Genomic DNA, 26,359 nt, shown 5'->3' on the forward strand with positions numbered 1-26,359 from the left:
GATTTGCATCAGACCTAGTCCGTTCCACGCAGGCGATAGCCGACGCCGGTTTCGGTTAGGATATAACTTGGCTGTTCGGGATCCGGCTCGATCTTCTGTCGCAGGGCGCGAATATAGATGCGCAGATATTGCACATCTGTATCGCCTCCCCATACCTCGCGAAGGATCTGCTTGTGAGTGAGCACTTTGCCCGCATGTGCGACTAACAAACGCAGCAGATCATATTCGCGACGGGAGAAGCGAACTTCCTCGTTGCGAACCGTGACGATCCGCCGCACGATATCCACCATCAAATCACCGCTGCGGAACACCGGCCGCTCGCCGCTTTGCTGCAAGCGATGTCTCTGGGCAGCCCGAATGCGCGCGAAGAGTTCGTCGATGCCGAAGGGTTTGGTCACGTAGTCATCCGCGCCCAGGTCCAGCGCCGCGACTTTGCTTCCCTCGTCGTCGCGGCTGGATAGGACGATGATTGGAATGGACGATCCTTCATCTCTTAAGCGGCGGATGACTTCCAGTCCGTCGATGTCCGGAAGGCCGAGATCGAGCACAACGAGATCCGTGCCTTGCCGGCGCACGATGTCCAGCACGGACTCTCCATCCGCCGCCTCTGACACAGTGAAGCCCTGATTCGTGAGACCTGCCCTCAGGAAACGCAATATAGCCGGTTCGTCGTCAACGATGAGTATGCGGAGCGGGTTGGCACCTGCGATCATGCCGCGTCCTCTTCCTCTATCAATAGCTGCGTCGGGATTGGCAGTGTGATCGTGAACACCGCGCCGGATCTATCGGTTCTATTTCCGGCCACGATGGTGCCCTGCATCGACTCGACGAAACCACGGCAGATCGCGAGGCCGAGCCCTGTTCCGGCGCGCTGCCGGTCAGCACCTCGGACACGGAAGAACTTGTCGAAGACGCGCTCCAAATCTCCCGCCGGGATCCCGTCGCCTTCGTCGCGAATTTGCAGCCGCACACTCTCCCCGGCTCTCTCGGCACTGAGCCGGATTGCCGATCCGGCGGGGGAATATTTGGCCGCATTGTCCAACAGGTTGAAGAGTACTTGTTCAAACAGCACCATATCGATGTTCAGCATCGGCAACCCGGCCTGAAGGTCCACCTGCACCTCATGCGAGGACAAAATAGCCCTAGCGCGGCGCAGAACCGCGCCCACCACGTCAGACAAATCGGCTAGCCCACCCTTGAAGGCCATCAAACCCGATTCCAGTCTGGTCATATCGAGCAAGTTGCCAATGAAGCGGTTCAGTCGCTCCGCCTCCTCCTGAATGGTGCGAATCATGGCCTCGCGCTCGGCCTCACTCAAGGCGGCACGCTGGCTGCTGAGACTAGTCGCGCAGCCGAGAATGGATGCGAGCGGTGTGCGGAGGTCGTGGGAGATCGAGGTGAGCAAGGCCGAGCGCAAACGATCCGTCTCCGCCTCCAGCTTTGCCCGATCGATGTCGCGGACCAAGTTTACACGCTCGATCGCGAGTGCCGCCTGATCGGAGAGTGCGTCCAGCAGCCGTCGCTGGTCCGGGGTGAAGAGCGAGCCCGCCTCATCACGGTCGATCCCAAGCACACCCACGGCGCCACGCCCCGTCTGCATGGGCAGGAACAACCGCTTGCCGCCCGGCAAAGTATCGGCGCCCCGACCCGCGGCGCGATTGTGCTGCCACGCCCATTTGGCCGCCGCCAGATCAGCATCGCCCAGACTGTCCTCTGGAGGAAAACCGGCTTGCACGCTGAGCCCCTCTGGCGGCATGGGCAGCAGCAAGACCACTCGCACTTTCAGCATGAGCGCGACCTGATGAACTGTTGCCCACAACACGTCATCGAGAGATGCCGCACCCGCAAGCTTGCGGCTGAACTGATATAGTTCCTCGGTAGTCTGGGCGCGCCCGCGGGCAGAAACAGTCTGAGCGCGCATGCGCGAAGTCAGATTGCTCGCGACAACAGCGACCACGGCGAAAACGCTCAGCGTGATGACGTTTTCCGGATTGTCGATGGTGAATGTATAGAGCGGCGGCAGAAAGAAAAAGTTATAAGCGAGCGCGCTGAGGAGGCAGGCGAGCAGCGAGGCCGATAGGCCGTAAAGCACGGCGCTCGCCAAAACGCCCATGAGGAAGATCAGCGCGACACTGGAAACCCCGAGGAATTGCCGAAGGAGCAATGCCACCGCCAGCGCGCCAGCGACCGCGCAGACGCTTCCAGCCCAGCCGCTCGGCTCGAGCCGGCGTCCTGATGTCCAGAGCTTGAAAGCGTCTTCGCGTTTGCTCTCACCGGCTTTCGTGTCGTTGGTGAGTACATGCACGTGGATCCCGCCCGCGCGGCCGATGATGCGCTGGGCGGTGGAGCCGAACAGTAACTCCGTCCATCGCGCGCGCTTTGCCGTGGAGACGATGATATGGGTGAAGTTGTTTGTGCGCGCATAGCCCACCACGGTCGCGGCGATATCCGTACCCGGAATCGTCACCGTCTCGCCGCCAAGACGTTCAGCAAGCCGCAGGGCTTCGGCAATATTGGTTTGCTGCGCAGTCTCCTGGCGGCCGCCGCGTGCCGTCTCGACATGGATTGCCGTCCAGGGCCCGCGCACTTTGTCGGCGAGACGCCGCGCTTGGCGGACGAGCGCCGTGCTGTCGGCCGCGCCATCGATGCAGACGAGCAAACGTTCGCTGGCCGCCCAGGGGCCACTGATCGCGTGGCTGCGCATATAGTCGACCATCTGCTCATCGACACGCTGCGCGGTGCGTCGAAGCGCGAGTTCCCTCAAGGCCGTCAGGTTCCCGGCCGTGAAGTAATGCTTGACCGCACTCTCCGCCTGTTGCGGCAGATAGACCTTGCCATCCTTCAGACGCTGGATCAGGTCCTGAGGCGTGAGGTCAATGACCTCGACATCGTCGGCCCGGTCGATGATCGAATCCGGTACCGTCTCACGCACCCGAACGCGGGTGATGCCGGCGACCACGTCATTGAGGCTTTCGACATGCTGAATATTGAGCGTGGAATAGACATCGATACCGGCTGTGAGCAGCTCTTCCACGTCCAGGTAGCGCTTCGGATGACGGCTCCCGGCAGCATTTGTATGAGCGAGCTCATCGACCAGAACCAAGCGCGGGTGGCGCGCCAGAATGGCATCGAGATCCATCTCATCGACAACGCGCCCGCGATATTCGATTTCCCGGCGCGGTATCGCCTCCAGCCCCTCGACCAAGGCCAGAGTTTCCTTGCGGCCATGCGTCTCGACCACACCGATCACGACATCCACGCCGTCGCGCCGCTTGGCTTGTGCCGTGAGAAGCATTTCATAGGTCTTGCCAACGCCTGGGGCGGCGCCGAGGAAGATCTTGAGCCGCCCACGCCCTTCCCGCTGTGCTTCGGCGAGCAGGGCGTCAGGCGAGGGCCGCTCGTCCCGTTCCATCATAGGCCAGCCTCAGTGGTGGTAGCGCTCGGCTTTGCCGGCGCCACGATCAGACGATAGCCGATCTGCCGTTCCGCCTCTATGCGCGCGGCGCTTTCGGAAGTCATCCCCAGCTTCGCACGCAACCGGCGCACTAGCCCTCGGACCCGGCCCATGCGATCGGGCCGGTCGGTTCCCCAGACCCGTCGCAGTAAGTCGCCGAGAAGAACGACGTTGCCTAGCTCCTCCACAAGCATGCGAAGGATCGCGAACTCCTTTTCGCTCAAGCGCGTATCGCGGCCACCCAGGCGAACCCGCCAGCGAACGCAATCGATTTCCAGCCGATCCGCGCGGATCGTCGTGGCCTGGCCGCGTTGCGCCAAGGCATGCCGCACGAGTTTGCGGAGCCGCGCGGCCAGTTCGTCCATCAGAAACGGCTTGCTCATGCAATCATCCGCGCCGGCATCCAAGGCTTCCACGGTCGCGGCATCGTCACGACCGGCAACCAGCATCAGGAGCGGAAGTCCGAGGTCACGGCGGATCGTATCGACCAATTCGAGCCCGCCCATGTCCGGCAGATCGCCGCCGATGATGACCACATCGGGCCGGCTGGCCGCGATCAGCGACAGGACCGCCGACGCCGATGTGCGCACCTCCACCTGAAACCCCCGGGCCGGCAACCCTCTGCCAAGCAGCCGGCCGATGGCGGGGTCAGTATCGGCGACGAGGACGCGACGCCAAGGCGAGAGACCAACATGGGAGACCTGCCCTGAGACTGTTTCCTTCCGAGACGTAACCACCATTAGCCTTTGCCGAGTGCATCCAGGGCGAGGTTGAGGTTAAGGACGTTGACATGGGGCTCGCCGATCAGGCCGAAGAGGCGGCCGGTGATGTGCTGAGTGACCAGTTGCCGCACCTGATCTTCGGAGAGATGGCGGGCCTTGGCCACCCGCGGAACCTGGAACAGCGCTCCGGCAGGCGTAATCTCGGGATCAAGACCACTGGCGGAGGCCGTGACGAGATCCACCGGCACAGGCACGGAGGGGTTCTCGGCTCCCAGTGTCTTAGCGTCGCCCTTGACCCGGTCGATGAGTGGCTTGGCGGTCGGGCCGTAATTCGCGCCGCCGGAATTCGCCGCGTTGTACGGCTGGGCGATCGTCTTCGTGGGATCCTTCGGGTCGGTGCCGCTGGTGGCGGAGAGACGGCCGTGGAAATAGCCCGCGCCGACGAAGTTCTGTCCGATCAGCGAGGAGCCAATCACCTTGCCGTCGCGCTCGATCAGGCTGCCATTGGCTTGATGCGGGAAGACGGTTTCAGCGATGCCGGTTATCGCCAGCGGATAGGCGAGACCCGTGATCGCCGTCAGAGCGACGATCATGAGGATGGCGGGTCGAATCTGGTTCAACATTGGTGTGTTCCCAAATCACCGGCCTCAAGCGAGGCCGATGGTGGTGATGAGAAGGTCGATCAGCTTGATGCCGATAAACGGAACGATGATGCCGCCTAAGCCATAGATCAGCAGGTTGCGGCGAAGCACCGAAGCGGCACCGACGGGGCGATAGGTGACGCCACGCAATGCGAGCGGGATGAGAACCACGATGATCAGCGCATTGAAGATGATCGCCGAGAGGATGGCGCTTTGCGGTGTTGCCAGATGCATCACGTTCAACGCCCGCAGATTGGGGTAGAAAGCGAGGAACATCGCGGGGATGATGGCGAAATACTTTGCGACATCGTTGGCGATCGAGAAGGTCGTCAGCGCACCGCGCGTCATCAGCAGCTGCTTGCCGATGCCGACAATCTCGATCAGCTTCGTGGGGTCGCTGTCCAGATCGACCATATTGCCCGCTTCGCGCGCCGCCATTGTGCCGGTGTTCATGGCGACACCGACATCCGCCTGGGCCAAGGCCGGCGCATCATTCGTGCCGTCGCCGCACATTGCGACAAGCTTGCCCTGCGCCTGCTCGTCGCGAATGAGCTTGAGCTTCATCTCCGGCGTCGCCTGGGCAAGGAAATCATCCACCCCCGCTTCCGCCGCGATGGCAGCGGCGGTCAGCGGATTGTCGCCGGTGATCATCACCGTGCGGATGCCCATCTGCCGTAGCTCAGCAAAACGCTCGCGGATACCGCCTTTGACGATGTCCTTGAGGTGAATGACGCCGAGCAGCTTGCCGTCCCGCGCCACGCCCAGCGGCGTGCCACCGGCCTTGGCGATGCGTTCGGCCTTCTCCGTGAGATCGCGCACAGCGGCATCCGTGGCGCTGCTCCGCACCGCTTCCGCGACACCGCCCGCGGAACGGCCGGCAGGTGCCGCCATCTGCGGCTTGGCGACATAGGCCAGAATGGCATCCACGGCGCCCTTGCGGATCGAAGACGTGCCGATGTCGATGCCGCTGATGCGCGTCTGCGCGGTGAACGGAATGAAGGACGCTTCGAGCGGCGCCATGTCCCGGCCGCGAATGCCGTAGCGCTCCTTCGCCAGCACGACGATCGAACGGCCCTCGGGGGTCTCATCGGATAGCGAGGCGAGTTGCGCCGCATCCGCGAGTTCCAGCTCCGTCACGCCATTGACCGGAACGAATTCGGAGGCCTGGCGATTGCCCAGAGTGATGGTGCCGGTTTTGTCGAGCAGCAGCGTATCCACGTCTCCGGCCGCCTCCACCGCGCGGCCGGATTTGGCCAGCACGTTGAAGCGGATGAGGCGGTCCATGCCCGCGATTCCGATCGCCGATAGCAACGCGCCGATCGTCGTCGGAATGAGGGTGACGAACAGCGCCACCAGAACGACCACCGAGATCGAACCGCCGGCGTATTTCGCGAAGCTTGGGATCGTCGCTGTGGCGAAGACAAAGATGATGGTCAGGCCGGCCAGCAGGATATTCAGCGCGATCTCGTTCGGGGTCTTCTGGCGTTGCGCACCTTCGACCAGGGCGATCATGCGATCTAGGAAGGTCGAGCCCTGGGCTGCGGTGATGCGGACCTTGATCTGGTCCGAGAGCACCCGGGTGCCGCCCGTCACCGCGGAACGGTCTCCGCCGCTCTCACGAATGACGGGTGCCGATTCGCCGGTGATCGCGGATTCGTCGACCGATGCTATGCCTTCGACGACCTCGCCATCGCTGGGGATGAGATCGCCGGCCTCGACCTGCACCAGGTCGCCGATCGCGAGTGCCGACGCCGCGACCTCGTCCCAGGCTCCGGTATTGGCACGCAGGCGCTTCGCGGTGGTTTCGGTGCGCGCCTTGCGCAGGGTCGCCGCCTGCGCCTTGCCGCGTCCCTCGGCGACCGCCTCGGCGAAGTTCGCGAAGAGCACGGTGATCCAGAGCCAAAGAACGATCTGGAAGGTGAAGCCGAGCCGTGCACCGCCCGTGAAAAGATCACGCAGGAGCAGAACTGTCGTCAGAGTCGCCACAACCTCGACCACGAACATGACGGGATTGCGAATCATCAGGCGCGGGTGAAGCTTGCGGAACGTGTCGCCGACAGCCGGCACCAGGATCGCCGGATCGAGCAGGGACGCCGCGGCGCCGCGCTGCCTTTGGTTGGTGTCCATTGGAAATTCCTAGGTCTGGATCAGTAAGTGACGCCGGCATGCATCGCGAAGTGCTCGACAATCGGGCCGAGTGCGAGCGCCGGGAAGAAGGTCAGTCCGCCCACGATGAGGATGGTTCCGATGACCAGCCCGACGAAGAGTCCGCCATGGGTGGGGAAAGTACCCGCGGATGCCGGAGCGATTTTCTTGGCGGCGAGCGCGCCGGCTACGGCCATCATCGGCACGATGAACAGGAAACGCCCCATTAGCATGGCGATCCCCAGGGTAACGTTCCAGAACGGGACGTTGGCGCTGAGGCCGGCAAACGCGCTGCCGTTATTGCCGGTGGCTGAGGTATAGGCGTACAGCGCCTCGCTGAAGCCATGCGGCCCCGCATTCTCCATTGCGCCAGTCCCCACGGGAAGCACCACAGCCAGCGCCGTGAAGCCTAGCATCGAGAGCGGCAGGATCAGGATGGCCAGCATGGACATCTTGACTTCCTTGGCCTCGATTTTCTTGCCGAGATATTCGGGCGTGCGCCCTACCATCAGCCCCGCCACGAAGACCGCGACGATCGCGAAGGCGAGCATGCCGTAAAGACCCGAACCGACACCGCCGAAGATGATCTCGCCCAGCATGATATTGACCATGGGCACCATACCCGCGAGGGGCAGAAGACTGTCATGCGTGTTGTTGATCGCGCCGCAGGACGCATCCGTCGTGATTGTGGTGAACAAGGCGGAGTTGGCGATGCCGAACCTGACCTCCTTGCCCTCCATGTTCCCACCCGTCTGCAGGGCGCTTGCCGCACTATCGATATGCAGCGCCGCGAAGGCCGGGTTGCCGCCTGCCTCGACCGGATAGGTCACGAAGACGCCGACAAGGAAAAGCACGCCCATGATGGCGAAGATGGCCCAGCCCTGACGCTGGTCGCGGATCATGCGGCCGAAGACATTGGTGAGTGACGCACCGATCGCGAAGATCAGCAGCATCTGAACCAGGTTGGTCAGCGCAGTGGGATTCTCAAAGGGATGTGAGGAATTCGCATTGAAGAAGCCGCCGCCATTGGTGCCGAACATCTTGATCGCCTCTTGCGAGGCAACGGGTCCCTGCGCGATAACCTGCTGCGCGCCCTCGAGCGTGGTCGCATTGGTATAGGCATGCAGGTTCTGCGGCACGCCCTGCCAAACGAAGAACAGCGCGGCGACAATGGCAACCGGCAGCAGCACATAGAGGGTACAGCGGGTCATATCGACCCAGAAGTTCCCGATCGTAGAGGCCGAGCGCCTCGCAAACCCGCGAATCAGCGCGATCGCAAGTGCGATGCCGGTCGCGGCCGAGAGGAAGTTGTGCACGGTCAGCCCGGCCATCTCCACGAGATAGCTCATCGTGGTTTCTGGCGTGTAGGACTGCCAGTTGGTATTGGTGATAAAGCTGATTGAGGTGTTGAAGGCGAGGTCCGTATCGACCGGGCCTAATTTCGCGGGGTTGAAGGGCAGCGAGGCCTGAAGCCGCTGCAGCGCATAAAGCGATAGGAAGCCGGCAACGCTGAAAAACAGCATCGCTACCGCATAGGTCACCCAATGCTGTTCCTGATCCTCGCGAACACCGCAGAGGCGATAGAGGCCAATCTCAATCGGCCGCAGAACGGGCGTCAGGAAAGTGCGCTCGCCGTTGAAGACACGAGTCATATAGCCGCCGAGCGGCTTCACGATCAGAATAAGCAGCACGCAGAAAAGCGCGATCTGCATCCATCCGTTGATGGTCATGATGGGCTCCTCAGAATCGCTCGGGCCGGATCAGGGCATAAACGAGATAGACGAGCAGGCCGATCGTCACGGCCCCCCCAAGGGTGTAATCAAAAATCATGTCACGATTCTCACAGATGATCGCAGGCCGTCGTGTACCAGACGGCAATGACAAAGAAGGCGCACCCGCCAACCAGATAGATAACGTCCAGCATTTAAAGCTCCACAAACCGGTTCCGGACCTTGTCCGGGCGAGGCGGGCCTATGCGCTATAGCCACGCGCATAGGCCTACGACCGAGAACCATTCTCCGGTTATAAGGAATTAGAGCCTAAACCGGCATATAAATGCGAGGCGTGGCACGATCGCTACTTATATAAATCTGATATAAACGCGCAATTTCGTAATACTCTGGCTGATCCATTTATTTCTATATGAAGACGCTATACTGCCGTGCCGCGACCACCATCGAAATCCTATGGAACCGGTTCCATACTATGGGCCGTAAGCCTTCCCGTTGGTCGTCTCCCTATCTCTTCGATGCGAAGGCATGAACCACGAAGTGATCGGCGAGATGCATAGCCGGTAGGCGCAACCCTTACTCGGGCGCGGTGTCGAGATCAGAGTCGGGGTTTCCCCAGCCAAGAATCGCTTGCCCGGGCCTACGGCCCAGGGCCGCCGCGATTTCATTCCGTTCAACATCGAAAGCTTGCTTGAGAGTATGTCTGATCATGAGTGAACCGAACCTTCAATTTGTCATCCCGACGAATCGCCTGCGCGATGTCGGTGAGACCGTCGAGGCCTATGACGATAACTTCTGGCGGAACGGGCAAACCGCGCCGATCGTCATCTTCGATGACTCGTCCGTCGCCAATCACGAGAAATATTTCGCTTCGTTGGAGCATACGAAAACCTTTAACCCACTCTTTTATGTCGGCCCGGCGGAAAAAGAGCAGTTCGTCAGCTATATCTGCCGTCGCCTCAGGGACAAAAAGCTTGACGTGCTCGTCCGCAATCTGTTCCGCCCGAGCTATGGCGGCAATCGTAACTTCAGCCTGATGTATAGCCTCGGCGACCTCCTTGTCAGCGCGGATGATGACATGAGGCCCTACGCGCTGATCGAAGACAGCCCGGAGTCGCTCGGCGAAAATGAGATGAGCCGGGGAAAGTTACTAAGGCGAGGTTCGAACGGCCATACGAAGAAGTCCTTCGACATCCTCCGCTCGTTTCGGGACATCCTGGGTAAGACGGTTTCAGAAGCACCCGCCAACTATGAACGCGGCGAGCTCCTCGTCGATAGCAGTATGGACCTCGAGTCCAATACGTCTCTCGGCTTCTCAAGAGAAAACTCACTCATTCTTCAGCCCGCGAAGCTCTCTCGCACCGCCGTCGTCAAAATGGCACAGACATTCAGGACCGGCACCAATGACGTCGATGCCGTCGATTATATCGACATGTTCCTTGAGGACGAGAATGAGACCGATGCCGAAGCTCTCAATGATACCTATGTTCTGGTGAATTTTCGTCCCTGCCTGACGAACAAGAACTGGCGCATGGATTGCGGCGTCGCGGGCTACGACAACCTCAGCGGGCTTCCGCCCTTCTTTCCTACACGCCTCAGGTTCGAGGACTACATATACCGATTGTGGATCCAGCAGCCGCACATAACCGCCGCACACGTGGATTCCGCACAGACTCACATCAAGAGCAACTATATGCGCAATCCATTGGCATCTGAGGTATTCAACGAAGCGATTTGCGGTCTTCTGAAAAGAAAAATTCGCAACAGCCTGAGGAAAACCGACGAGCTCGCCATAGCCTTCGACTACGATGGCGCTGTCACGCTGCAAGATACAGAGGAGATTTTGGATGGTGCCGTTCGGCTACATGCCCGCGTAATGGCGGCACAGCAGCACGCGAATTCCACAGAGCGGCGAGAGGCCCTCGGACTATTTGCGGCGAGCCTATCCCGGGCATTTTATGATTTCGAGCCAGATTTCTTCCAACAGAACGTGAGTCGCATTGTAGACGATGAAATCGGGCTCATAAGATCTTCTCTCGAGATTTGGCCCACGTTGCTCGAGATTGTGTATTTCCAGAAGAATTGCCGGACTCTTCCGATACGGCGAGTTAAGAACAAGGAACGAAACAGCAGCCGTCAGGCTGCCTAAGGGTAGATGCAAAAGTCGCATACGGCAGCTCGTCAGCGGTCGTGATGCCCATATGAAGGCGCGCGCCTCCGCTTTGGAGAGCGCGCGACACTTCGGAGATGAGCAAGCATCCGGACTTTGATTAGACCAGTCGGTGTGCCATCATGGCGAGGAGCGCCAGGCCATTGAACGCGAGAGCTTCGTCCCAACTTCCAAGACTCTGCCCAATGCGTTCCCGTCGGACCAAGGCGGAGAGAGCCGCCGCGCCTCCACCTACGGCGAATGCCAGCCCCAGGACGCTCAGGAAATTGGCGATGCTATAGGCGCCGAAAATCCGAGGGGCAAGCGCACAAGCCGAGAGAATTGCGACGCGTGCCACGGCGCCTTCCAGCGCCGAACGTGACGGGTCATCAAGCCGATCCGCCAGAGCTGCACGCGGCGCTGCGCTCTGACGTTTCTCCACAACCGCGCCAGATGCGGGTTGCCACAGACTCGCCTCTGGGCGCCACTTGCCACCGACAGAGAAACGCGGTCGGCTTTTGGCCGCGGTTGTTGCGTCGGAGACCGGAGCCGCATCCGGCGACGGGTGACGCTTCTCGTTGCCGTCAGAATTGATCTCGGCCTGAGCAGCGAAGTTCTTGTTATCCATGTTCACCTCGTCGCAAACGTATGGAACTCAGAGGTATAAGTTCCGTAAGCGATGTTCTCGAAGGTTTCAGTGCAGCTCCGCACGACGGCGGAGCCGATTGCTATGAGTGCCAGCACCGCGATAACGCGCACAACTGTGGTCACAACTCGATCCATCAGCATCGCCCGTCGACCTTGGCGTATATGACTCTGCTATTCGCCGGCGGATCATCGCCACGGCGCGCCCCGCCGGCACCGTGGTTGTGATACAACACACATAGTTTTTCGATGGGGAACGGAGGAAGAAAGTATAGTATTCGCGTATACGATGAGCGTGGCCGGCGTTATACTACCTACAATAGCCGGCGCGGTGACACCGCCCCGTCGTCGTGAGGCTGGTGCCATTTGGGACTCTCTGATCCAAGCTCTAGGTCGATGGAAGCACTGAAATGAGTCAATCCTGGTCAATCGCGTGGTCGCATGGTCGTGCCACCGTTCATGCCGGCGGCGGCGCGTTAGGACATTGCGAATTTCGCCTCGAAGATGGCCGGTTGGCCGAGCCATTCCATGAGGCGCCCTGGATCGGTCAAGGCCGTAGCGTCGAACCCCCGATCCTGGCAAATCTGCGCGGCGACTTGCTGTGCCTTCCCTTCGGGCGTCCCTACGACGCGTCCGACAACCTGCCCGAGCCTTGGGCCACCGCCGTTACGCGGACGCCTGCAGATTCAGTGTCGGGCGGTCTCTCCGAAAGTGACGAGTATCTACACGGCTATTGCGCCAATTCGGATTGGTCGCTCGTGTCTGGTTCAGAACAAAGCCTGGTGATAAAGCTGGAATACCCGCAAGATTCTTGCATCTTGAGCGTCACCCGAACCGTCCTGCCGGTTCCCGGCAAGCCCGCGCTCGACGTCTCTGTAGAAATTCTCGCGCGCCGCATCTGCGCGCGCCCAGTCGGGTTTCATCCGAATTTCGCGCTACGCGGAAAGCCTGGCTCGTTCCGCATAGAACCGGGCAGCTTTGCCTTTGGTCTAACCCATCCGGGCGCCGATGGCGTTACTCATGCCAAAGCAAACGCTCGCTTTGAAAGACTCGCCGCTGTTCCTGTTTCCGCCGGTGGCACGGGAAGCTTCGACCGTCTCCCGTTTGCCGAGGACCGCGAGGAGATACTGCAGCTGTGCGGGATCAATGGAAGCATGCGGCTCGTTGACGACTCGACACAGGTTGCGTGGACGCTCAGTTGGGATCCGACGAAGCTACCGTCATGTCTTCTCTGGATGAGCAATCGCGGCCGCCATTTCGAGCCCTGGAATGGCGAGAATCTCTGCGTCGGCGTCGAGCCCGTTGCCTCGGCTTTCGACCTCGGGACCGCCGCGGCCGTGAACGTCAATCCGATATCTGAGGAAGGCGTGCATACGGCCATCAAGCTGACGCCGGAGACGCCCTTCGTCCTCGCCTACCGCATCGAGGGAACGAGCCTGGCGCGCTGATCGGACTGTTGGAGACGGACCTGCATTTAGGTATTTTCTGCGGCCCTAATGCAGGCGGCTCCATGGCGATCCAACCGGAAGTCAACTGTGTCGCAACGGCGCTTCAGTGATCTCCAGATCCGCGTCCAGGGAGCGTTGCGGCCGAATACCTACCTTTTGAAGTTCCGCGTGGTAGGCACGAACCGCTTCCACCGGCGCGATCTCTCCATCCGCCACCCGGCGCATGAATTCGACGAGCGCCAGGGGTGAATCGGCAAGATTGATCTTCCGCCCGAATAGCGCGAGCCGGGCGCCTGAGCGCTCCGCCTGAAACAAGAGCTCGAACGTGTCGCGCGTGGTTCCCGCGCCGCCGCCAAGAACTCCGACAACAATCGAAGGATCGAAGGAGGCCAATTCTTCCAATGCCTTCGGACCATTAAATGGGATTTTCAGGAAGCGAGGCCTGTCCGCCTTCGACACTCCAGACAGGCAACGCAATAGGCAATCATTGACAAAAGCCGGAACGGCTTCCGCCTCGATATGCTCCGACGCATTCGGATTGAAGACTTCGAGAAAATATTTGAACCCGATCGCCGCGGCTTCATGCCGGAAGGCGGTAAATGCTTCCAAGGACCGGATATCGGCATCGAGATTGTTGTTGAATGTTACCGAATACAAACCGAGATCGGTACCCGTCACGGTTCGGCCCGGCTCCGGGCTAGCAGATCCATACATCACCCGACTCAGTACCGCTGTGCGGAAGGGACGCGAGCCGTGCTTTGCATAGGTCGAGCCACGAATGCCGCCCCAGCAATCAGTCGCGTCATTGGCCCGGATTGCCGGCTTCACAGCGGAATTCTGGAATACGCCCTGTTCCTGGAGAACCTCAAGATTCGCCGCCGAGGTGAGCATGATATCGACGATATCCTGCTGCACGACAGCCCTGATCTGGTCGAGGTAGTCTTGCCGCGTTTTCCACCCCACGACCCGGCCTTCGGCATCATAGCGCGGGCCACCGACAGTGATACCGGAGCCCATGTCACCATCTTTTGCATCCGCGATGATGAAATCCTGGCGCTTATATTCGCCCTTCAGGATCCGCGCTAATTTCTCGTCCAGACGAGTCATGCTCTAACCTCGCAGTGAAAATGTCGATGGCGAATATAGTCTAGCATATGACACGGCCTGACGATCGAGGGGCTGATCCCGGGAGCCCCAGCGCGTCGCATATGCCAGACAAGTTTCCCAACTCTCCATCGACCCTGTTGTCGAGACGCTGCGGAGTGAAGCCGCAGCCGCCGCATGGGCCAAAACCAGACACCGCTCCAAAGACCAGTTCTCGTGATAGCCGTAGAGAAAGCCGGCCGCGAAGGCATCGCCTGCCCCGTTCGCCCCGATTATCTCTTCCGGTGGAACATTCACAGAGGGATGCACAGCGACTCTGCCGTCCTTCGTGACCGCAACCGCTCCCACCGGAAAATGCACAACCACAGTTTCCATTTCGCCGCGTTCAAGGATGTTCTGAGCGGCTTCGATGCAAGCCTCCACATCCGTCTTTCCATCGATGACAGTTATTCGATCCGCGAGAACGCCAATCTCCGTATCATTGACGATGAGAAGGTTTAGGTGGGGCAAGCACGGAAGCACGAGCGGCACCAGACGCCCGGGAGCGACGCTTGCCAGCTCCAGGTTTGTGACTATCCCCAAGGCGCGCGCGCGACGCAGAACCGTTACCCAGCCATTGGGATCATCGCGATAGGGCTGGTCCATGGTTTTGTGGACGCCGGGAAGGCCAAGGTGAAGAATCTTCGCCGTTGTTGCAGCGAGGTCAAAGTCGTCCGGTGCGAGCAGTGCGCTTGCGCCAGCACGATAGATATGGGTGCGCCGGCCCGAAAGCTTGGACGTATAGGCTTCGGCGAACTGTGTCGTCGTGTCCTTGGCCACAGTGAGCTGAGAGTTCCGGATCCCATGCAACTCCGCTTGCTCGAGCAGAAAGCGCCCCGCGCTATCGTCGCCAACCAAACCGATCGTTTCGACGGGGAGATCGGAATCCAGTTTGCGTATGTCGATGGCGAGGTTGCAGGCTGAACCACCGCCCTGCATTTCGTCGGAGAGTATTTCCGCAACCGCGTCCTCGGCGGGCCAGAACTCTATGACTCGATTGTGATCGACACACCAGGTGCCGCCAGTCAGGATGCCGCGCCGTGTGCCCTGGAACTCCGGATTGGTCACGTTTCGCTAGACTCCGCGACTCTCAGCAGCGATGAGCAAAATATAAGTCTCGGCACGGCTCTCTCAATCCTCCAGAAGATTTCGATTATGCTTCGGGAACAGGGTCTGTTCCTGGCATCGCGCCCGTCATGATCGCGACGACGTCAGCCATCGAATGGGATTTCGGATCCGTCAGCGCGACGCGACGTCCCAATCGCATGACGTGGATCCGGTCGGCTACCTCGAATACATTGGGCATGTTGTGGCTGATCAGAATGACCGGCAGGCCGCGATCGCGTATCGCTTTGATGAGGTCAAGCACCTGCCCAGTCTCGCGAACACCCAATGCAGCCGTCGGTTCATCCATGATCACGAGCTTGCGGGCGAATACGGCGGCGCGCGCCACCGCGACACCTTGTCGTTGCCCGCCGGAGAGATCCTCCACCGCGTGGGTGATTCCGGGCAGGCGAAACTTCAGCTCATCCATATGACGCTGAGCTTCGCGTTTCATTTTTGGCTTATCGAGCATACGCAACCAGCGCCCCAGAGGGCCGGCTCGGCGCAATTCGCGACCGAGATAGAGGTTGCTCGCGATATCAAGCGCGGGCGCGACCGCCAACTCCTGATAGACAGTCTCGATCCCTCGTATGCGTGCATCGAGCGGGCTGCTGAAATGGATCGCCTGTCCGTCCAGCAGGACTTCGCCTTCGTCTGGATTTATAGCACCGCTCAGCACCTTAACGAGGGTACTCTTCCCTGCGCCATTGTCGCCGATGACCGCCAGGACCTCACCATCGCGCAGCTCGAAGTCGACCCCGCCTAATGCCGTGACATGGCCATAGCGTTTGACGATGCCCCTGGTCTCCATGATGAGGGAAGTCATCGCCGTCACATGCGCCTCCAGCGGGAAAGCTGGTCCAGTGCGACAGCGGCAATCACCAACACGCCCGTCACCAGATCCTGCCATAGCGGATCAATGCCCACGAGCGTCAGCCCGTTACGGAGCACGCCGACGATCAGCGTGCCTATCAGCGTGCCCCAGATATTACCACGTCCGCCAAAAAGGCTTGTGCCGCCAATGACGACTGCGGTGATGCTATCGAGGTTGGCAGTTTGCAGCGCATTCGGATCGGCATTGGGAATGCGCCCCAGCGCGAGCCACGCGCCAAGCCCGTACAAAAGCGCCGCGAAGGTATAAACAGAAAGGATGCGGCGCCCGACCGGGATGCCCACCAATCTCGCGGCCGAAGGGCTATTGCCGATAGCGTAAACCTGCCGGCCCCATGCCGTCTGTGTCAGAATATACCAGATCAGCGCGTACAGGCCCAGCATGATGACCATGCCGTAGGTCACTGGCGTTGTGCCGAGGGTGAAGACGTTTCCAGTCCAGGACAGAAGGTCGTCGGTGACAGGAAATGCACCGCCTTGGGAAATTAATCGCGTCGCAGCGGTGACGATTCCAAGCAGACCGAGCGTGACGATGAACGGTGGCAGCTTCAGGCGACTCACGAGCGTCCCGGACACCACGCCGACAAGTGTGCAGACCACGATGGCGAGCACCAGACAGCCCAAGGCATCGTAGCCGTCATTCACCAAGCGTCCGGCGATGATCGTGCCGAGAACCGCAATCGATCCATTGGCGAGATCGATTCCCGCCGTGAGAATCACGAGCGTCTCACCGATCGCAAGTGTGCCGACAATCACGCTTTGCTGCACAACCAGAGAAAGGTTGCTCGGCGCAAGGAATGTATTCGTGACAATCGAAAAGATCACGCAGAAGGCGATCAGAACGATCAGGGAACCAATCGGCGGCCGCGCCAGGGTTTGAAGTATCGACCCAAAACCCCGTTTGGGCTTCACGTCAGAAGGCGGCGCTGAGATAGTCGTGCTCATATCCGCCTTCCGGTGGAGAGGGGCAACGGCAGTCGGACAAACATCCGGCCGCCGTCAGCGATGGGCGCCTCAGCCCCAGCAGTTCTTCTCGCCAAAGGCGACGTCCTTGGCCGTCACACCCGGCAATGGTGTTCCGGTGATGATATACGAGCCGGTATCGATGAAGCCGGTCGGCTTCTTGCCGGTTTTCGCATAATCGACGATCGCGTCCAGACCCTGTTGCGCCATCTTCTTCGGGAACTGCATGACCGTCGCCGCAATCTTTCCCGCCGCGACATATTTCACGCCGAGGCAGCCGCCATCGATCGATGTCAGCACAATGCTTTTAGTCTTGCCGGCCGCCCGGATCGCTGCGTAGGCGCCTTCAGCCGCGGGCTCGTTGATTGTATAGACAACATTGATGTCGGGATGCGCGGAGAGCAGATTCTCCATCCCGGTCTGGCCTTTGTCCTGCTGCCCGTTGGTGTCCTGCTTGCCGACAATCGCGGGATCACCCTCGGCGATTCCAATGCCTTTGAGGAAGCCATTGTGGCGGAAGGTATCGACCGTGCCGCCCGGCGTGCCATCCAGCATCGCGAGCTTCGGTGTTTTGCCCGCGAGTGCGGCCCGCGCATACTGGCCCTGCTGCACGCCAGCCTGGAAGTTGTCGGTCGCGAAGGTAGCATCCACCGCGTCCGCAGGGTCCGTCGCCGTATCAAGCGCGATAACAATGATGCCCTTGGCGCGCGCCTCTTTGACGATGTTGAGGACGCCACTTGAGTTACTCGGCGTGACCATGATGCCCTTTGCACCAGCGCTGATCAGCGATTCCATCGCCGAGACTTGGCCCTCATTGTCACCGTCGAACTTTCCGGCGCGCGCGATGAGTTTCACGCCCTTCACCTTGGCCTCGGCCGCGGCGGCCTGCCTCAGCTTCACGAAGTATGGATTCACATCGGTTTTTGTAACAAGGCCGACGATGATCTGGTCAGCAGCTCTCGCTGAGCCGGTGCCAGTCAGCACCGCTGCCGATGTCATCAGCCCGAGGATCGCGGCTGAGGCCAGCAGTGACTTGCACCGAAACGAAATAGCGGCCGGGCGCATTTGGCGCTTCATTCTTGTGTCCTTTCCTGGTCGTCCCTGACGGTTGCCCGAGCATCAACCTGGCGCGGCCCGTCCCCTTCCAAAACGCTACGGCCCGCCCTGGGTACCGTCAACAAGATTATGATTTGTTTAGGTCATCCCGTACGGGGCTGCCGCGTTATCAGGATCTTTGGCCCGAGGCACGCCCTCGCCCGGCTCCCTCAACCTTTGACGGCGCCCGCAGTTAGCCCAGCCACGAGGTAGCGCTGCAACAGCGCAAAAAATAGGCACGCCGGAATCAGCCCGAGCATGGACGCCGCCATCATCTGACCCCAATCGACGTCAAACTTGCCGATGAAGGTCAGCAGCCCGACCGCGAAAGTCTTGCGGTTTTCGTCGTCGATCAGCATGAGCGCGAACAGCAACTCGCTCCATGCCGCGGTGAAGACAAACCCGATGGTCGCACCCATGCCCGGGAGCGTGAGCGGCAGAACCACCCGCATCAACGCCTGCGGCCGCGTGCAGCCGTCGATAAGTGCTGCCTCCTCAAGATCACGAGGGACCCCGTCGCAGAAGGACTGCATGAGGAAGGTGGCGAAGGGAATGTTGAAGGCGACGTAGATGATGACGAGGCCGGTGAGGCTGTTCGTCAGATGCAAGCTTCCCATGATGCGATAGATCGGCGGGATGACCATAACGAGCGGAAAGGTCTGCGTGAGAAGCAACAGAAAGGCGACGACGTTCTTCCCCCGAAAGCGAAACCGCGAAAAAGCGTATCCGGCGGCCGAGGCGATGACCGTCACCAGCACCGCGGTCGAGACTGAAACCACGATGCTGTTGAGAAAGTAGCGCGGAAAGTTCGTCACCGCCAAAACGCTGGCATAATTATGCAACGTGGCCTTGCTCGGCCAGGCGGTGATGCCCTCGGAATAGAGCAGCGACGAGGGCGTCACCGATATCTTCAGGGTCCAATAGATTGGAAACAGCGCGAAGACCACGAAGGCGGTCACCGCCGCATAGAAGCCGATGCCTCCGAGCATCCGTCCTGGCGAGTATCTCGCGCGGCTCATGGCTGGGTCAGCAGCCGGCGGCGCATGCCGATCAGAACGAGCGCATAGAGAACCAGCAGCACCAGCAGCAGCACTGCGACGGCCGACGCATATCCCTTGTCCATCGCGCGGAAGGCGCTGACATAGACATAGGTCGCGATGGTATTCGTGGAACCGGCCGGGCCGCCGCCCGTCATCACGAATATCAGATCGGCGAAGGTAGCAATCCAGATCGTTCGCAGCATGACGGTTATAGCGATCGTGGGCGCCAGAAACGGGATCGTCAGCCAGGTGAAGCGCTGCAGGACGCTTGCGCCGTCGAGCGCCGCCGCCTCGTAAAGCTCGTTGGGAATGGATTTCAGCGCGGCCAGCAGGGTGATGGCGAAGAACGGCACACCGAACCAGACATTCGCGAGGATCGGCCCCCACATCGCGGTTGCTGGATCCGACAGAATATTCGTCGGCTGCGCCTGCACGCCGAGGTGAAATAGCCAGTGGGGCAATGGGCCGATCACCGGATTGAACAGCCACGCCCAGGTAAGGCCCGCCAGGAAACTCGGCACTGCCCAGGGGAGGAAGACAACCGCTTGCACGAATTTCCGGCCGCGAAAATCTCGGTTCAGCAGCAGTGCTAGGGCAAGACCTAGAGCGAATTGCAACACCAGGCTGCCGGCGGTCCACCAAACGGTATTGACCAGCGCCTGGCCTAAAGCCGGATCGCCCAGCATGCGGCGATACTGATCCAAGCCGACATATTCGGATCGGAAGGCCGTGAACCTGCGGAAGGAATAGCCAATGCCCACGACAAGCGGGATCAGCAAGACCAACAACAGGATCGTCAGCGCCGGAGTGATATAGAGCCAGGGCTCGATCGCCCGGCGAAAAGCCCGACCCAAGGAGGGTCGGTGCGCATCGCGGCCCTGGCTCAATGTCACAGACATCGGGCGCTCAGTTTTGACCCTTCTTCGCCTTATAGGCTTTCAGCTGATCGACCAGATAGGCCGCCCACTGGTCCGCCACATCCTTTGCGGTCCGTTGTCCCAGCAGAACTTGCTGGAACGTCTTGATCGAGATGTTATCGTAAAGATCGCCGAAACCCTCCAGATAGGTCGGCGGCGTCACCATCTCGTATTTCGTCGTGTCGTTGAGTTCAGCGAACCAGCCCTTGAACTTGTCACTCGCGAAATAGGCGTTCTGCTCGGCGTTCTTATGCACGGGCAGGGTGCCGACGACCTTCGACCAGGCCAGGTTATTCGCCGGCGACACCATGAACGATAGCAGCTTCCATGCGTCGTCTTTCTTTTCCGAACTGGCGAAGATCGCCCAGCCGCCGTAGCCAAGGGTCGGGAAGGCTTTGCCGCTGGGCCCGACCGGGATGGGTGCCACCGCGAAATCATCCGGTGCCATTTTGTCCGCGATGCCGATCAGAGCGTCAGGGTCCTGGTCCAGCATGGCGCAGGTGCCCGAATAGAACCCCGCCACGATTTCGTTGAAGCCCCAGTTCACGCTATCCTTCGGAGCCGAGCCGTCTTTGTACATCTGCGCCAGCAATTCCAGGCCCTGCACAGAGCCTGCATCACTGAAGGTCGAGCTGCCGTCTTTGTTGAAATAGCCCGGCTTGCCATCCATCGTGTTCATGAACATCGTGATGCCGGAGAACCCGCCCGGACCACCGCGCAGGCAATAGCCGTATTTGCCGGGAATGGCCGAAATCTTCTTGCTGTCAGCGACAAAGTCATCAAGGGTCGCGGGGGGTGCCGTGAGACCGGCCTGGGCGAAAAGCTTCTTGTTCCAGAACAGGCCGCGCACATAGAAGCCGTAGGGAATCTCATAGAGCGTGCCATGCACGGCGGAGCCGAATTGCTTCGCACGATCGCTCAGCGTGGCGAGATCCGGCGAAGCCTTCAGGTAAGACCCGAGATCGAGGAGCTGATCGTTATTGGCATAAAGCCCGAGCCAGCGATCCGGCATCTCCACGATGTCGGGAGTATCGCCGGCCTGAACCATATTGAGGAACTTCTCGAAGGCCTCGCCCCAGGGCAGAGAAGTCAGCTGAACATGCACGCCAGGATTGGCCTTCTCGAAGGCCGCGAACTGCTGCTGAAGCAGTGCCGTTCGGGCGGGGCTTGGAATGACCTCCACGACCTTCAGCGTGGTATCAGCCCAGGCGGTTCCCGCGAACATCCCCACCACAAGGGCGGCGGCAGCCGCCTTCGCGCATAGACTGCGGAGCTTGCTGGTCGTTCTGGTCATCTTTTCCCCCATTTTAACGTCGCGCTTTGAGCAGCGCTTGCTCGAGATCAGCCCATAAAGCCGCCGGATCCTCTAGACCGACATGCAGGCGGATCGTTCCCTCGGTAACCCCGAAATACGACAGCGAATTAGATCCTGGCGTTTGCTGCAGGGTCGCCAGCGCGGGCACGACCAGGCTCTCATGGCCGCCCCAGCTTACACCAATGCGAAACAGCGTGAGAGCATCGACGAAGGCCGGAACGTCGATCGTGCTATTGGCCTCGAAGGAAAAGAGCCCGGTCGAGCCCAGCAACGTCGCCCCGCCCGGATGATTCGAGAAAGCCGGATGCATGACGCGAAGAACCGACGGATGGTCGCGCAACTGCGCCGCGATGCGCAGCCCGCTTGACTCGTGACGTTGCAGCCGCAGTGGCAGACTACGCAGGCCCCGCAGCAACAACCATGCCTCAAAGGGCGAGAGCTTGGCGCCAAACATCGAATAGGTGGTTTCATTCACCCGCCGGATAAGCTCGGCGCCGCCGGCCACGACACCGGCGACCGTATCCGAATGCCCTCCGAGGTATTTCGATGCGGAATGCAGCACGAGATCAATGCCGTGTCGCGCGGGCTGCTGAAATAGCGGGGTCGCCCAGGAATTATCGACTGCTGTAAGGACTCCGTGGGACCGAGCCAGAGCCGCAAGCCGAGGCAATTCCTGCAGCTCGAAAACATTCGAGCTCGGGCTCTCCAGATAGAGAAGACGAGCGCCCGGTAGCTGTGCCGCCACCGACTCGGGATCTGTCGCATCGACATAATCCACGGTGATGCCGAAGCGGGGCAGCAGGCGCTGAAACAGCCTGAAAGTATCGCCATAGATGTGTCGGGCCGAAAGGATGCGGTCGCCGCTGCTGACGAAAGCGAGCACAGTGGCGCTGATGGCGCCCATGCCCGAGGAGAAGGCTCGCGCCGCCTCGGTTCCCTCGAGCGCGGCGACGCGGCGCTCGAATTCCATGACCGTGGGATTGTCTCCGCGGCTGTAGATCGGGCGGCTGATCCGGCCGGCGAAGGCGTCTTCCATTTCTTGGTAACTGCGGAAGGTAAAGAGCGACGATTGGTAAATCGGCGGAACGACGGGGTCGAACGGCAGGTTCTCGTCATGCGCCAGTAGGGTTGCCGCCCGCTCAAGAACGGCAGTGCGATCTGGCACGCTGGAAACCTTCGTCGTTTCGCTTAGCGGCATGTCAGCCATCGATCTCGACTTTTCGCATTGTGGCGCCGCGCATCAGATCGTGCCGCACGGTCTCCAGCAGCTTGAATGTCTCTTCCCGGGCGCCCGTAGCGTCGCCGCGCGCGATCGCCTGGAATATCGTGCGATGGAAGGGGAAGCTCGCATGGCCGAAATCCGCCATGCCCAGAGGATGCTCCCAAAACCGATGCATAAGGTCGCGCATCGCGCCCAACATCTGGGTGATGAGCGGATTGGCCGCGCTCGTGATGATGGCCTGATGAAACTCCCAATCGGATTGCGTCGACACCTCTCCGGGCTGGAAGAAGACCGGCTCCATCCGGTCGAGCCGGTCTCGGATAAGAGCCAGTTCCCCGGCACTTGCCCGCTCCGCGCATATCGCGGCGGCCTCCGCCTCAAGGGCGCGGCGAACCTCCAGCATATGTAGCAGGCTCTGGAGATCATGACCCGGTAGAGTGAGCGGCAAGTGGAGGCTGTCGGGCGAGATGGCGCGCAGAAGAAAGGTTCCGGACCCCTTCCTCATGTCGATGACGCCCAGGCTTTCCCAGCGCTTGAGCGCCTCGCGAATTGTCCCCCGGCTCACCGCCAGCTTCTCGGCAAGCGCGCGCTCGGTGGGCAAGCGCGCGCCGGGCGAAAGTCCGGCCGAGGCAATGAAAGCGGCGAGCGATGTCAGGACCGCCTGGTCGCGAGTTTGCGGCCGGATCGGCGCCAAGGCGAAATCGCTAATACCAGCCTCCCGCCAAAATTGGTCCGACAACCCGACCAAGGTTGGATCAACCGGAAGGCGGCGTCAACTCCCCGGCCCTCCTTCGTCCGTGCCCTATTGGGCGAGAAAGCCGCCATCGACGGCGAGCGTATGCCCGGTAATCATCGCCGCCCCGGGGCTCGCCAGGAAAGCGATGGCATGCGCGACTTCCTCTGGCTCGGCGAGGCGACCAAGCGGCGTCACTTCGCGAATCCGGCGCATCAGATCAGGATTCTGTTCGAGCTCGCCAATGAAGGCCGTGCGCGTCCAGGTCGGCGCGACGGCGTTGACGCGAATCTTGTGAGGCGCCCATTCCACCGCCAAAGCACGCGTCATATTCACTACAGCGCCCTTGGTCGTCTGGTAGGAAATATTCGGATAGAGGCCGCCACCTGACAGACCCAAAATCGAAGCGGTGTTGACGATCGCGCCCCCGAAGCCGCTTTTGATCATCTGGCCGGCGGCAGCCCGCGCGCATAAAAACACGCCTGTCATATTGACGGCGACCACCGCGTTCCAATCGTCAAGCGCGAGTTCAAGCGACGGCCGGCGGATAACCCGGCCGGCGTTATTGACCAGGATGTCGAACCGCCCTTCCCGCGATCCGATCTCCGCGAAGGCGGTCTCGATACCGGCTTCGTCCGTGACGTCCAGTTCAAGACCCGTGGCGAAATCCGACCCGATCTCCGACGCAGCACTCATCGCGGCGTCTCCGTCACGGTCCGCCAATACGACCCGACAGCCCAGCGACGCCAAAACTTTGCCGGTCGCGAGACCAATGCCGTTCGCGCCGCCGGTAACCACCGCTACGAGGCCATCGACTCTATAGGGATTCGGTATCGCTTCAGACTCGGACACGGCGGGGACCCCATACTGTAAAGTGCCACCCGGAAAACCTCTGGCAGATCTAACGTTGGCGCAAGGCTCGCGGGGTTCTGAGCATCCGCCCGAGTGATCCGGACGTAGGCTCTTTACGACGCCCGACGGGTGTAACCCGAGCGCCAACGGCCACGAATGAGATAGCGGATACACTCTAGCAGGGAGACGCGGACATGGTGACCAGACGGGCGATCTTCGGAGCGACGGCGCTTGCCGGCCTGGGGGTGCTTATCGGGCTGCCGCGGCGGAAACCCGCATTGGCGGCGACGTTCGAGGTGACGCATACCGACCAGGAATGGCGGGCCATGCTCAGCCCGGCCGCCTATGACGTCCTTCGCCACCAAGGCACCGAGGCACCGTTTTCTAGCCCGCTCGACCTCGAGACGAGGAAGGGCGTCTATAACTGCGCCGGCTGCGCCCTGCCGCTCTATTCCTCGGCGACAAAATTCGACAGCCACACGGGCTGGCCGAGTTTCTGGCAGCCGCTGACGAACGCGGTCGCGACGTCAACTGACACCAGCTTCGGCATGGACCGCGACGAAGTCCATTGCAAACGTTGCGGCGGCCATCTCGGCCATGTCTTCACGGACGGACCGAAGCCCACCGGCCTGCGCTATTGCATGGACGGCGTCGCGCTTACCTTCAAACCGGCGTAAAGGACCAAGATCGTGTCGATCATTTCCATGGTAAAGGCATCCCCGGCGCGCTCGGCGGCTGTTGGCCTGGGCGCGCTTCTGGTTGCTGCTTTCGGTTCGGGTCAGTTCCTGACGGCCCGCGCGGCCGATCTCGACCAGCGGCTTCCCCTCCCCGCGGTCAGTGAACCGGCGAGCACGGCGTCTTCCGAGACGGTTGTCTTCGCGGGCGGCTGCTTCTGGGGCGTGCAGGGGACATTCCAGCACGTCAAAGGCGTGACGGAGGCGATGTCTGGCTACGACGGCGGCAAAGCGGATACCGCGCAATACGAAACGGTGAGCACGGGCACGACCGGCCACGCGGAATCCGTGCGGGTGACCTTCGATCCGAAAGTCGTGTCCTACGAGCAGCTTTTGCAGATTTTCTTCTCGGTCGTCTCCGATCCGACTCAGGTCGATCAGCAGTCGCCGGATACGGGCACGCAGTACAGGTCAGAGATCTTCACGACGACGCCGGAACAAGCGCAAGTCGCGAAGCTCTACATCGCGCAGCTCGACCAAGCGAAAGTGTTTTCCGCGCCCATCGCGACGATTGTCGGCCATGACACGGGCTTCTACAAAGCCGAGGGCTATCACCAGAACTATCTAACGCTGCATCCCGACAGCGGATATATCAGCACCTTTGACCTGCCAAAGATCGAAGCCCTGAGCAAGGTGTTTCCGGAGCATTTCTCGACGAGCCCGGTCTTGATCGCCAATACTGGAAAGTCCTGAGATCTGCACGCGGGATTAGGAAGCATGCGTGCTGTTCTTCTTCTGGCGGGGCTGGGACTTTTCGCGGTTCCCGCGACAGGTTGCTTCGCTCAGAAGGCACCGGTTGTCGTTGAGCTCTTCACGTCTCAGGGCTGTTCCTCCTGCCCGCCCGCGGATGCGTTTCTGACTGACCTCGCGCGGCAACGGCGTGATGTGCTGCCATTGGCGTTTCACATCACCTATTGGGATAATTTGGGTTGGAAGGATCCGTATTCGCTGCAAGCGGCCACGAGCCGGCAACAGGACTACGCGAGTAGGCTTGGCGATGGGCAAGTCTATACGCCGGAAATGGTGGTTGGTGGCGCGCATGCCTTCGTCGGCTCGGATCGCGCGGAAGGGCTTGACGAGATCTCCCGCGCCGCAAATGCCCCGAGTGTTCCGCTTCGGCTGGCCCGCACGGGGGAGACCCTAACCATCTCGATCGCTCAGGGAACAGGGCGCGGCACGGTCGTGTTGATCGGGTTCGACTCTCACCACCGAACGCCTATCGCGAGAGGCGAGAATGGCGGGCGCACTGTGCTGGAGTCCAATATCGTCAGATCCTTGGATGTGGCTGGAAAATGGACCGGCGCCGCGCTTGAACTACAACATGCGACGCCGGCGGGGGAAGAATTCGCCGTACTGCTACAGGCTGGCGATGGCCGCATCCTTGGAGCGGCACGGCTCAACGGCGCGGGATCCTGA

The 26,359-nt window shown here is 60.8% G+C and carries 25 protein-coding genes; 5 read left to right on the forward strand and 20 right to left on the reverse strand.

Going from position 1 to position 26,359, the window contains the following annotated elements:
- Nucleotides 1-14 precede the first annotated feature (14 nt).
- The 7 genes from GSQ92_RS27535 to GSQ92_RS27565 are packed head-to-tail and all read right to left on the reverse strand — an operon-like array spanning nt 15 to nt 8,792.
- Nucleotides 15-713: a response regulator transcription factor gene (locus tag GSQ92_RS27535; RefSeq protein WP_174246751.1), complete on the reverse strand. Its 699-nt coding sequence runs from the start codon at nt 711-713 to the stop codon at nt 15-17.
- Entirely contained in the window at nt 710-3,415 is a 2,706-nt protein-coding gene (locus GSQ92_RS27540) for a sensor histidine kinase KdpD (protein ID WP_158806593.1), read from the reverse strand. The genes GSQ92_RS27535 and GSQ92_RS27540 overlap by 4 nt, the downstream gene beginning before the upstream one ends.
- A complete protein-coding gene (locus GSQ92_RS27545; protein WP_158806592.1) occupies nt 3,412-4,194 on the reverse strand; it encodes a response regulator transcription factor in 783 nt (260 codons plus the stop codon). The genes GSQ92_RS27540 and GSQ92_RS27545 overlap by 4 nt, the downstream gene beginning before the upstream one ends.
- The gene (locus GSQ92_RS27550) at nt 4,194-4,799 is read right to left on the reverse strand and encodes a K(+)-transporting ATPase subunit C (protein WP_158806591.1); all 606 of its coding nucleotides are present in this window, start codon (nt 4,797-4,799) and stop codon (nt 4,194-4,196) included. Before GSQ92_RS27550 ends, GSQ92_RS27545 begins: the two co-directional genes overlap by 1 nt.
- A 24-nt stretch (nt 4,800-4,823) precedes the next feature.
- Nucleotides 4,824-6,944, reverse strand: a complete 2,121-nt coding sequence (gene kdpB / locus GSQ92_RS27555) for a potassium-transporting ATPase subunit KdpB (protein WP_158806590.1) — start codon at nt 6,942-6,944, stop codon at nt 4,824-4,826.
- A gap of 20 nt (nt 6,945-6,964) precedes the next feature.
- Nucleotides 6,965-8,692: a potassium-transporting ATPase subunit KdpA gene (gene kdpA / locus GSQ92_RS27560; protein WP_158806589.1), complete on the reverse strand. Its 1,728-nt coding sequence runs from the start codon at nt 8,690-8,692 to the stop codon at nt 6,965-6,967.
- A gap of 10 nt (nt 8,693-8,702) precedes the next feature.
- The gene (locus GSQ92_RS27565) at nt 8,703-8,792 is read right to left on the reverse strand and encodes a K(+)-transporting ATPase subunit F (RefSeq protein ID WP_158806588.1); all 90 of its coding nucleotides are present in this window, start codon (nt 8,790-8,792) and stop codon (nt 8,703-8,705) included.
- 609 nt (nt 8,793-9,401) lie between these two features.
- Here GSQ92_RS27565 and GSQ92_RS27570 point away from each other — a divergent pair.
- Entirely contained in the window at nt 9,402-10,841 is a 1,440-nt protein-coding gene (locus tag GSQ92_RS27570) for a hypothetical protein (RefSeq protein WP_158806587.1), read from the forward strand.
- 121 nt (nt 10,842-10,962) lie between these two features.
- Here GSQ92_RS27570 and GSQ92_RS27575 read toward each other — a convergent pair whose 3' ends face one another.
- A complete protein-coding gene (locus GSQ92_RS27575; RefSeq protein ID WP_158806586.1) occupies nt 10,963-11,469 on the reverse strand; it encodes a hypothetical protein in 507 nt (168 codons plus the stop codon).
- A 2-nt stretch (nt 11,470-11,471) separates the two neighbouring features.
- Complete coding sequence (locus GSQ92_RS27580) at nt 11,472-11,612, reverse strand: hypothetical protein (RefSeq protein WP_158806585.1); 141 nt, start codon at nt 11,610-11,612, stop codon at nt 11,472-11,474.
- 284 nt (nt 11,613-11,896) lie between these two features.
- Between GSQ92_RS27580 and GSQ92_RS27585 the strand changes: the two genes are divergently transcribed.
- Nucleotides 11,897-12,934: a hypothetical protein gene (locus tag GSQ92_RS27585; RefSeq protein ID WP_158806584.1), complete on the forward strand. Its 1,038-nt coding sequence runs from the start codon at nt 11,897-11,899 to the stop codon at nt 12,932-12,934.
- Nucleotides 12,935-13,015: 81 nt separating this feature from the next.
- Here the strand turns inward: GSQ92_RS27585 and GSQ92_RS27590 are convergent, their stop codons facing one another.
- The 11 genes from GSQ92_RS27590 to GSQ92_RS27640 form a co-directional block, all read right to left on the reverse strand.
- Entirely contained in the window at nt 13,016-14,041 is a 1,026-nt protein-coding gene (locus GSQ92_RS27590) for a hypothetical protein (protein ID WP_158806583.1), read from the reverse strand.
- 3 nt (nt 14,042-14,044) lie between these two features.
- Nucleotides 14,045-15,145 carry a carbohydrate kinase family protein gene (locus GSQ92_RS27595; protein ID WP_158806582.1) on the reverse strand — a complete coding sequence of 367 codons (1,101 nt, stop codon included), beginning with the start codon at nt 15,143-15,145 and terminating at the stop codon, nt 14,045-14,047.
- Nucleotides 15,146-15,230: 85 nt separating this feature from the next.
- On the reverse strand, nt 15,231-16,007 hold the full coding sequence (locus GSQ92_RS27600) for an ATP-binding cassette domain-containing protein (RefSeq protein WP_158806665.1): 777 nt from the start codon (nt 16,005-16,007) through the stop codon (nt 15,231-15,233).
- Between the two features lie 5 nt (nt 16,008-16,012).
- Complete coding sequence (locus GSQ92_RS27605) at nt 16,013-17,017, reverse strand: ABC transporter permease (RefSeq protein ID WP_158806581.1); 1,005 nt, start codon at nt 17,015-17,017, stop codon at nt 16,013-16,015.
- A 69-nt stretch (nt 17,018-17,086) separates the two neighbouring features.
- Nucleotides 17,087-18,112: a substrate-binding domain-containing protein gene (locus GSQ92_RS27610; protein WP_216850624.1), complete on the reverse strand. Its 1,026-nt coding sequence runs from the start codon at nt 18,110-18,112 to the stop codon at nt 17,087-17,089.
- Nucleotides 18,113-18,300: 188 nt separating this feature from the next.
- Nucleotides 18,301-19,149: a carbohydrate ABC transporter permease gene (locus GSQ92_RS27615; protein ID WP_158806580.1), complete on the reverse strand. Its 849-nt coding sequence runs from the start codon at nt 19,147-19,149 to the stop codon at nt 18,301-18,303.
- The gene (locus tag GSQ92_RS27620; RefSeq protein WP_158806579.1) at nt 19,146-20,069 is read right to left on the reverse strand and encodes a carbohydrate ABC transporter permease; all 924 of its coding nucleotides are present in this window, start codon (nt 20,067-20,069) and stop codon (nt 19,146-19,148) included. Before GSQ92_RS27620 ends, GSQ92_RS27615 begins: the two co-directional genes overlap by 4 nt.
- A gap of 7 nt (nt 20,070-20,076) precedes the next feature.
- The gene (locus GSQ92_RS27625) at nt 20,077-21,381 is read right to left on the reverse strand and encodes a sugar ABC transporter substrate-binding protein (RefSeq protein WP_254065980.1); all 1,305 of its coding nucleotides are present in this window, start codon (nt 21,379-21,381) and stop codon (nt 20,077-20,079) included.
- A 13-nt stretch (nt 21,382-21,394) separates the two neighbouring features.
- Nucleotides 21,395-22,567, reverse strand: a complete 1,173-nt coding sequence (locus tag GSQ92_RS27630; RefSeq protein WP_254065979.1) for an aminotransferase class I/II-fold pyridoxal phosphate-dependent enzyme — start codon at nt 22,565-22,567, stop codon at nt 21,395-21,397.
- 34 nt (nt 22,568-22,601) lie between these two features.
- Nucleotides 22,602-23,372: a FadR/GntR family transcriptional regulator gene (locus GSQ92_RS27635; RefSeq protein WP_216850623.1), complete on the reverse strand. Its 771-nt coding sequence runs from the start codon at nt 23,370-23,372 to the stop codon at nt 22,602-22,604.
- 54 nt (nt 23,373-23,426) lie between these two features.
- Nucleotides 23,427-24,209, reverse strand: a complete 783-nt coding sequence (locus GSQ92_RS27640) for an SDR family NAD(P)-dependent oxidoreductase (protein WP_216850622.1) — start codon at nt 24,207-24,209, stop codon at nt 23,427-23,429.
- Nucleotides 24,210-24,403: 194 nt separating this feature from the next.
- Here GSQ92_RS27640 and msrB point away from each other — a divergent pair, with 194 nt between their 5' ends.
- From msrB to GSQ92_RS27655, 3 genes are read left to right on the forward strand one after another with little or no spacing between them, the layout of a single operon-like run.
- Nucleotides 24,404-24,886 carry a peptide-methionine (R)-S-oxide reductase MsrB gene (gene msrB / locus GSQ92_RS27645; protein WP_158806578.1) on the forward strand — a complete coding sequence of 161 codons (483 nt, stop codon included), beginning with the start codon at nt 24,404-24,406 and terminating at the stop codon, nt 24,884-24,886.
- 12 nt (nt 24,887-24,898) lie between these two features.
- Nucleotides 24,899-25,636, forward strand: a complete 738-nt coding sequence (gene msrA / locus GSQ92_RS27650; protein ID WP_254065978.1) for a peptide-methionine (S)-S-oxide reductase MsrA — start codon at nt 24,899-24,901, stop codon at nt 25,634-25,636.
- Between the two features lie 24 nt (nt 25,637-25,660).
- Nucleotides 25,661-26,359, forward strand: coding sequence for a thioredoxin family protein (locus tag GSQ92_RS27655; protein WP_159014702.1), 699 nt, complete (start codon nt 25,661-25,663; stop codon nt 26,357-26,359).

Source organism: Acidisoma sp. S159 (assembly GCF_009766125.1).
Taxonomy (GTDB): Bacteria; Pseudomonadota; Alphaproteobacteria; order Acetobacterales; family Acetobacteraceae; genus Acidisoma.

Excerpts from the sequence above, each read along its gene's own strand:
- GSQ92_RS27655 (WP_159014702.1), top strand. The coding sequence starts at position 25,661 with ATGCGTGCTGTTCTTCTTCTGGCGGGGCTGGGACTTTTCGCGGTTCCC.
- GSQ92_RS27535 (WP_174246751.1), bottom strand. The coding sequence starts at position 713 with ATGATCGCAGGTGCCAACCCGCTCCGCATACTCATCGTTGACGACGAA.
- GSQ92_RS27565 (WP_158806588.1), bottom strand. The coding sequence starts at position 8,792 with ATGATTTTTGATTACACCCTTGGGGGGGCCGTGACGATCGGCCTGCTC.
- GSQ92_RS27540 (WP_158806593.1), bottom strand. The coding sequence starts at position 3,415 with ATGATGGAACGGGACGAGCGGCCCTCGCCTGACGCCCTGCTCGCCGAA.
- kdpB (WP_158806590.1), bottom strand. The coding sequence starts at position 6,944 with ATGGACACCAACCAAAGGCAGCGCGGCGCCGCGGCGTCCCTGCTCGAT.
- GSQ92_RS27625 (WP_254065980.1), bottom strand. The coding sequence starts at position 21,381 with ATGACCAGAACGACCAGCAAGCTCCGCAGTCTATGCGCGAAGGCGGCT.
- GSQ92_RS27570 (WP_158806587.1), top strand. The coding sequence starts at position 9,402 with ATGAGTGAACCGAACCTTCAATTTGTCATCCCGACGAATCGCCTGCGC.
- kdpA (WP_158806589.1), bottom strand. The coding sequence starts at position 8,692 with ATGACCATCAACGGATGGATGCAGATCGCGCTTTTCTGCGTGCTGCTT.
- GSQ92_RS27585 (WP_158806584.1), top strand. The coding sequence starts at position 11,897 with ATGAGTCAATCCTGGTCAATCGCGTGGTCGCATGGTCGTGCCACCGTT.
- GSQ92_RS27605 (WP_158806581.1), bottom strand. The coding sequence starts at position 17,017 with ATGAGCACGACTATCTCAGCGCCGCCTTCTGACGTGAAGCCCAAACGG.
- GSQ92_RS27545 (WP_158806592.1), bottom strand. The coding sequence starts at position 4,194 with ATGGTGGTTACGTCTCGGAAGGAAACAGTCTCAGGGCAGGTCTCCCAT.
- GSQ92_RS27550 (WP_158806591.1), bottom strand. The coding sequence starts at position 4,799 with ATGTTGAACCAGATTCGACCCGCCATCCTCATGATCGTCGCTCTGACG.
- GSQ92_RS27615 (WP_158806580.1), bottom strand. The coding sequence starts at position 19,149 with ATGAGCCGCGCGAGATACTCGCCAGGACGGATGCTCGGAGGCATCGGC.
- GSQ92_RS27590 (WP_158806583.1), bottom strand. The coding sequence starts at position 14,041 with ATGACTCGTCTGGACGAGAAATTAGCGCGGATCCTGAAGGGCGAATAT.
- msrB (WP_158806578.1), top strand. The coding sequence starts at position 24,404 with ATGGTGACCAGACGGGCGATCTTCGGAGCGACGGCGCTTGCCGGCCTG.
- GSQ92_RS27600 (WP_158806665.1), bottom strand. The coding sequence starts at position 16,007 with ATGACTTCCCTCATCATGGAGACCAGGGGCATCGTCAAACGCTATGGC.
- GSQ92_RS27575 (WP_158806586.1), bottom strand. The coding sequence starts at position 11,469 with ATGGATAACAAGAACTTCGCTGCTCAGGCCGAGATCAATTCTGACGGC.
- GSQ92_RS27610 (WP_216850624.1), bottom strand. The coding sequence starts at position 18,112 with ATGAAGCGCCAAATGCGCCCGGCCGCTATTTCGTTTCGGTGCAAGTCA.
- GSQ92_RS27620 (WP_158806579.1), bottom strand. The coding sequence starts at position 20,069 with ATGTCTGTGACATTGAGCCAGGGCCGCGATGCGCACCGACCCTCCTTG.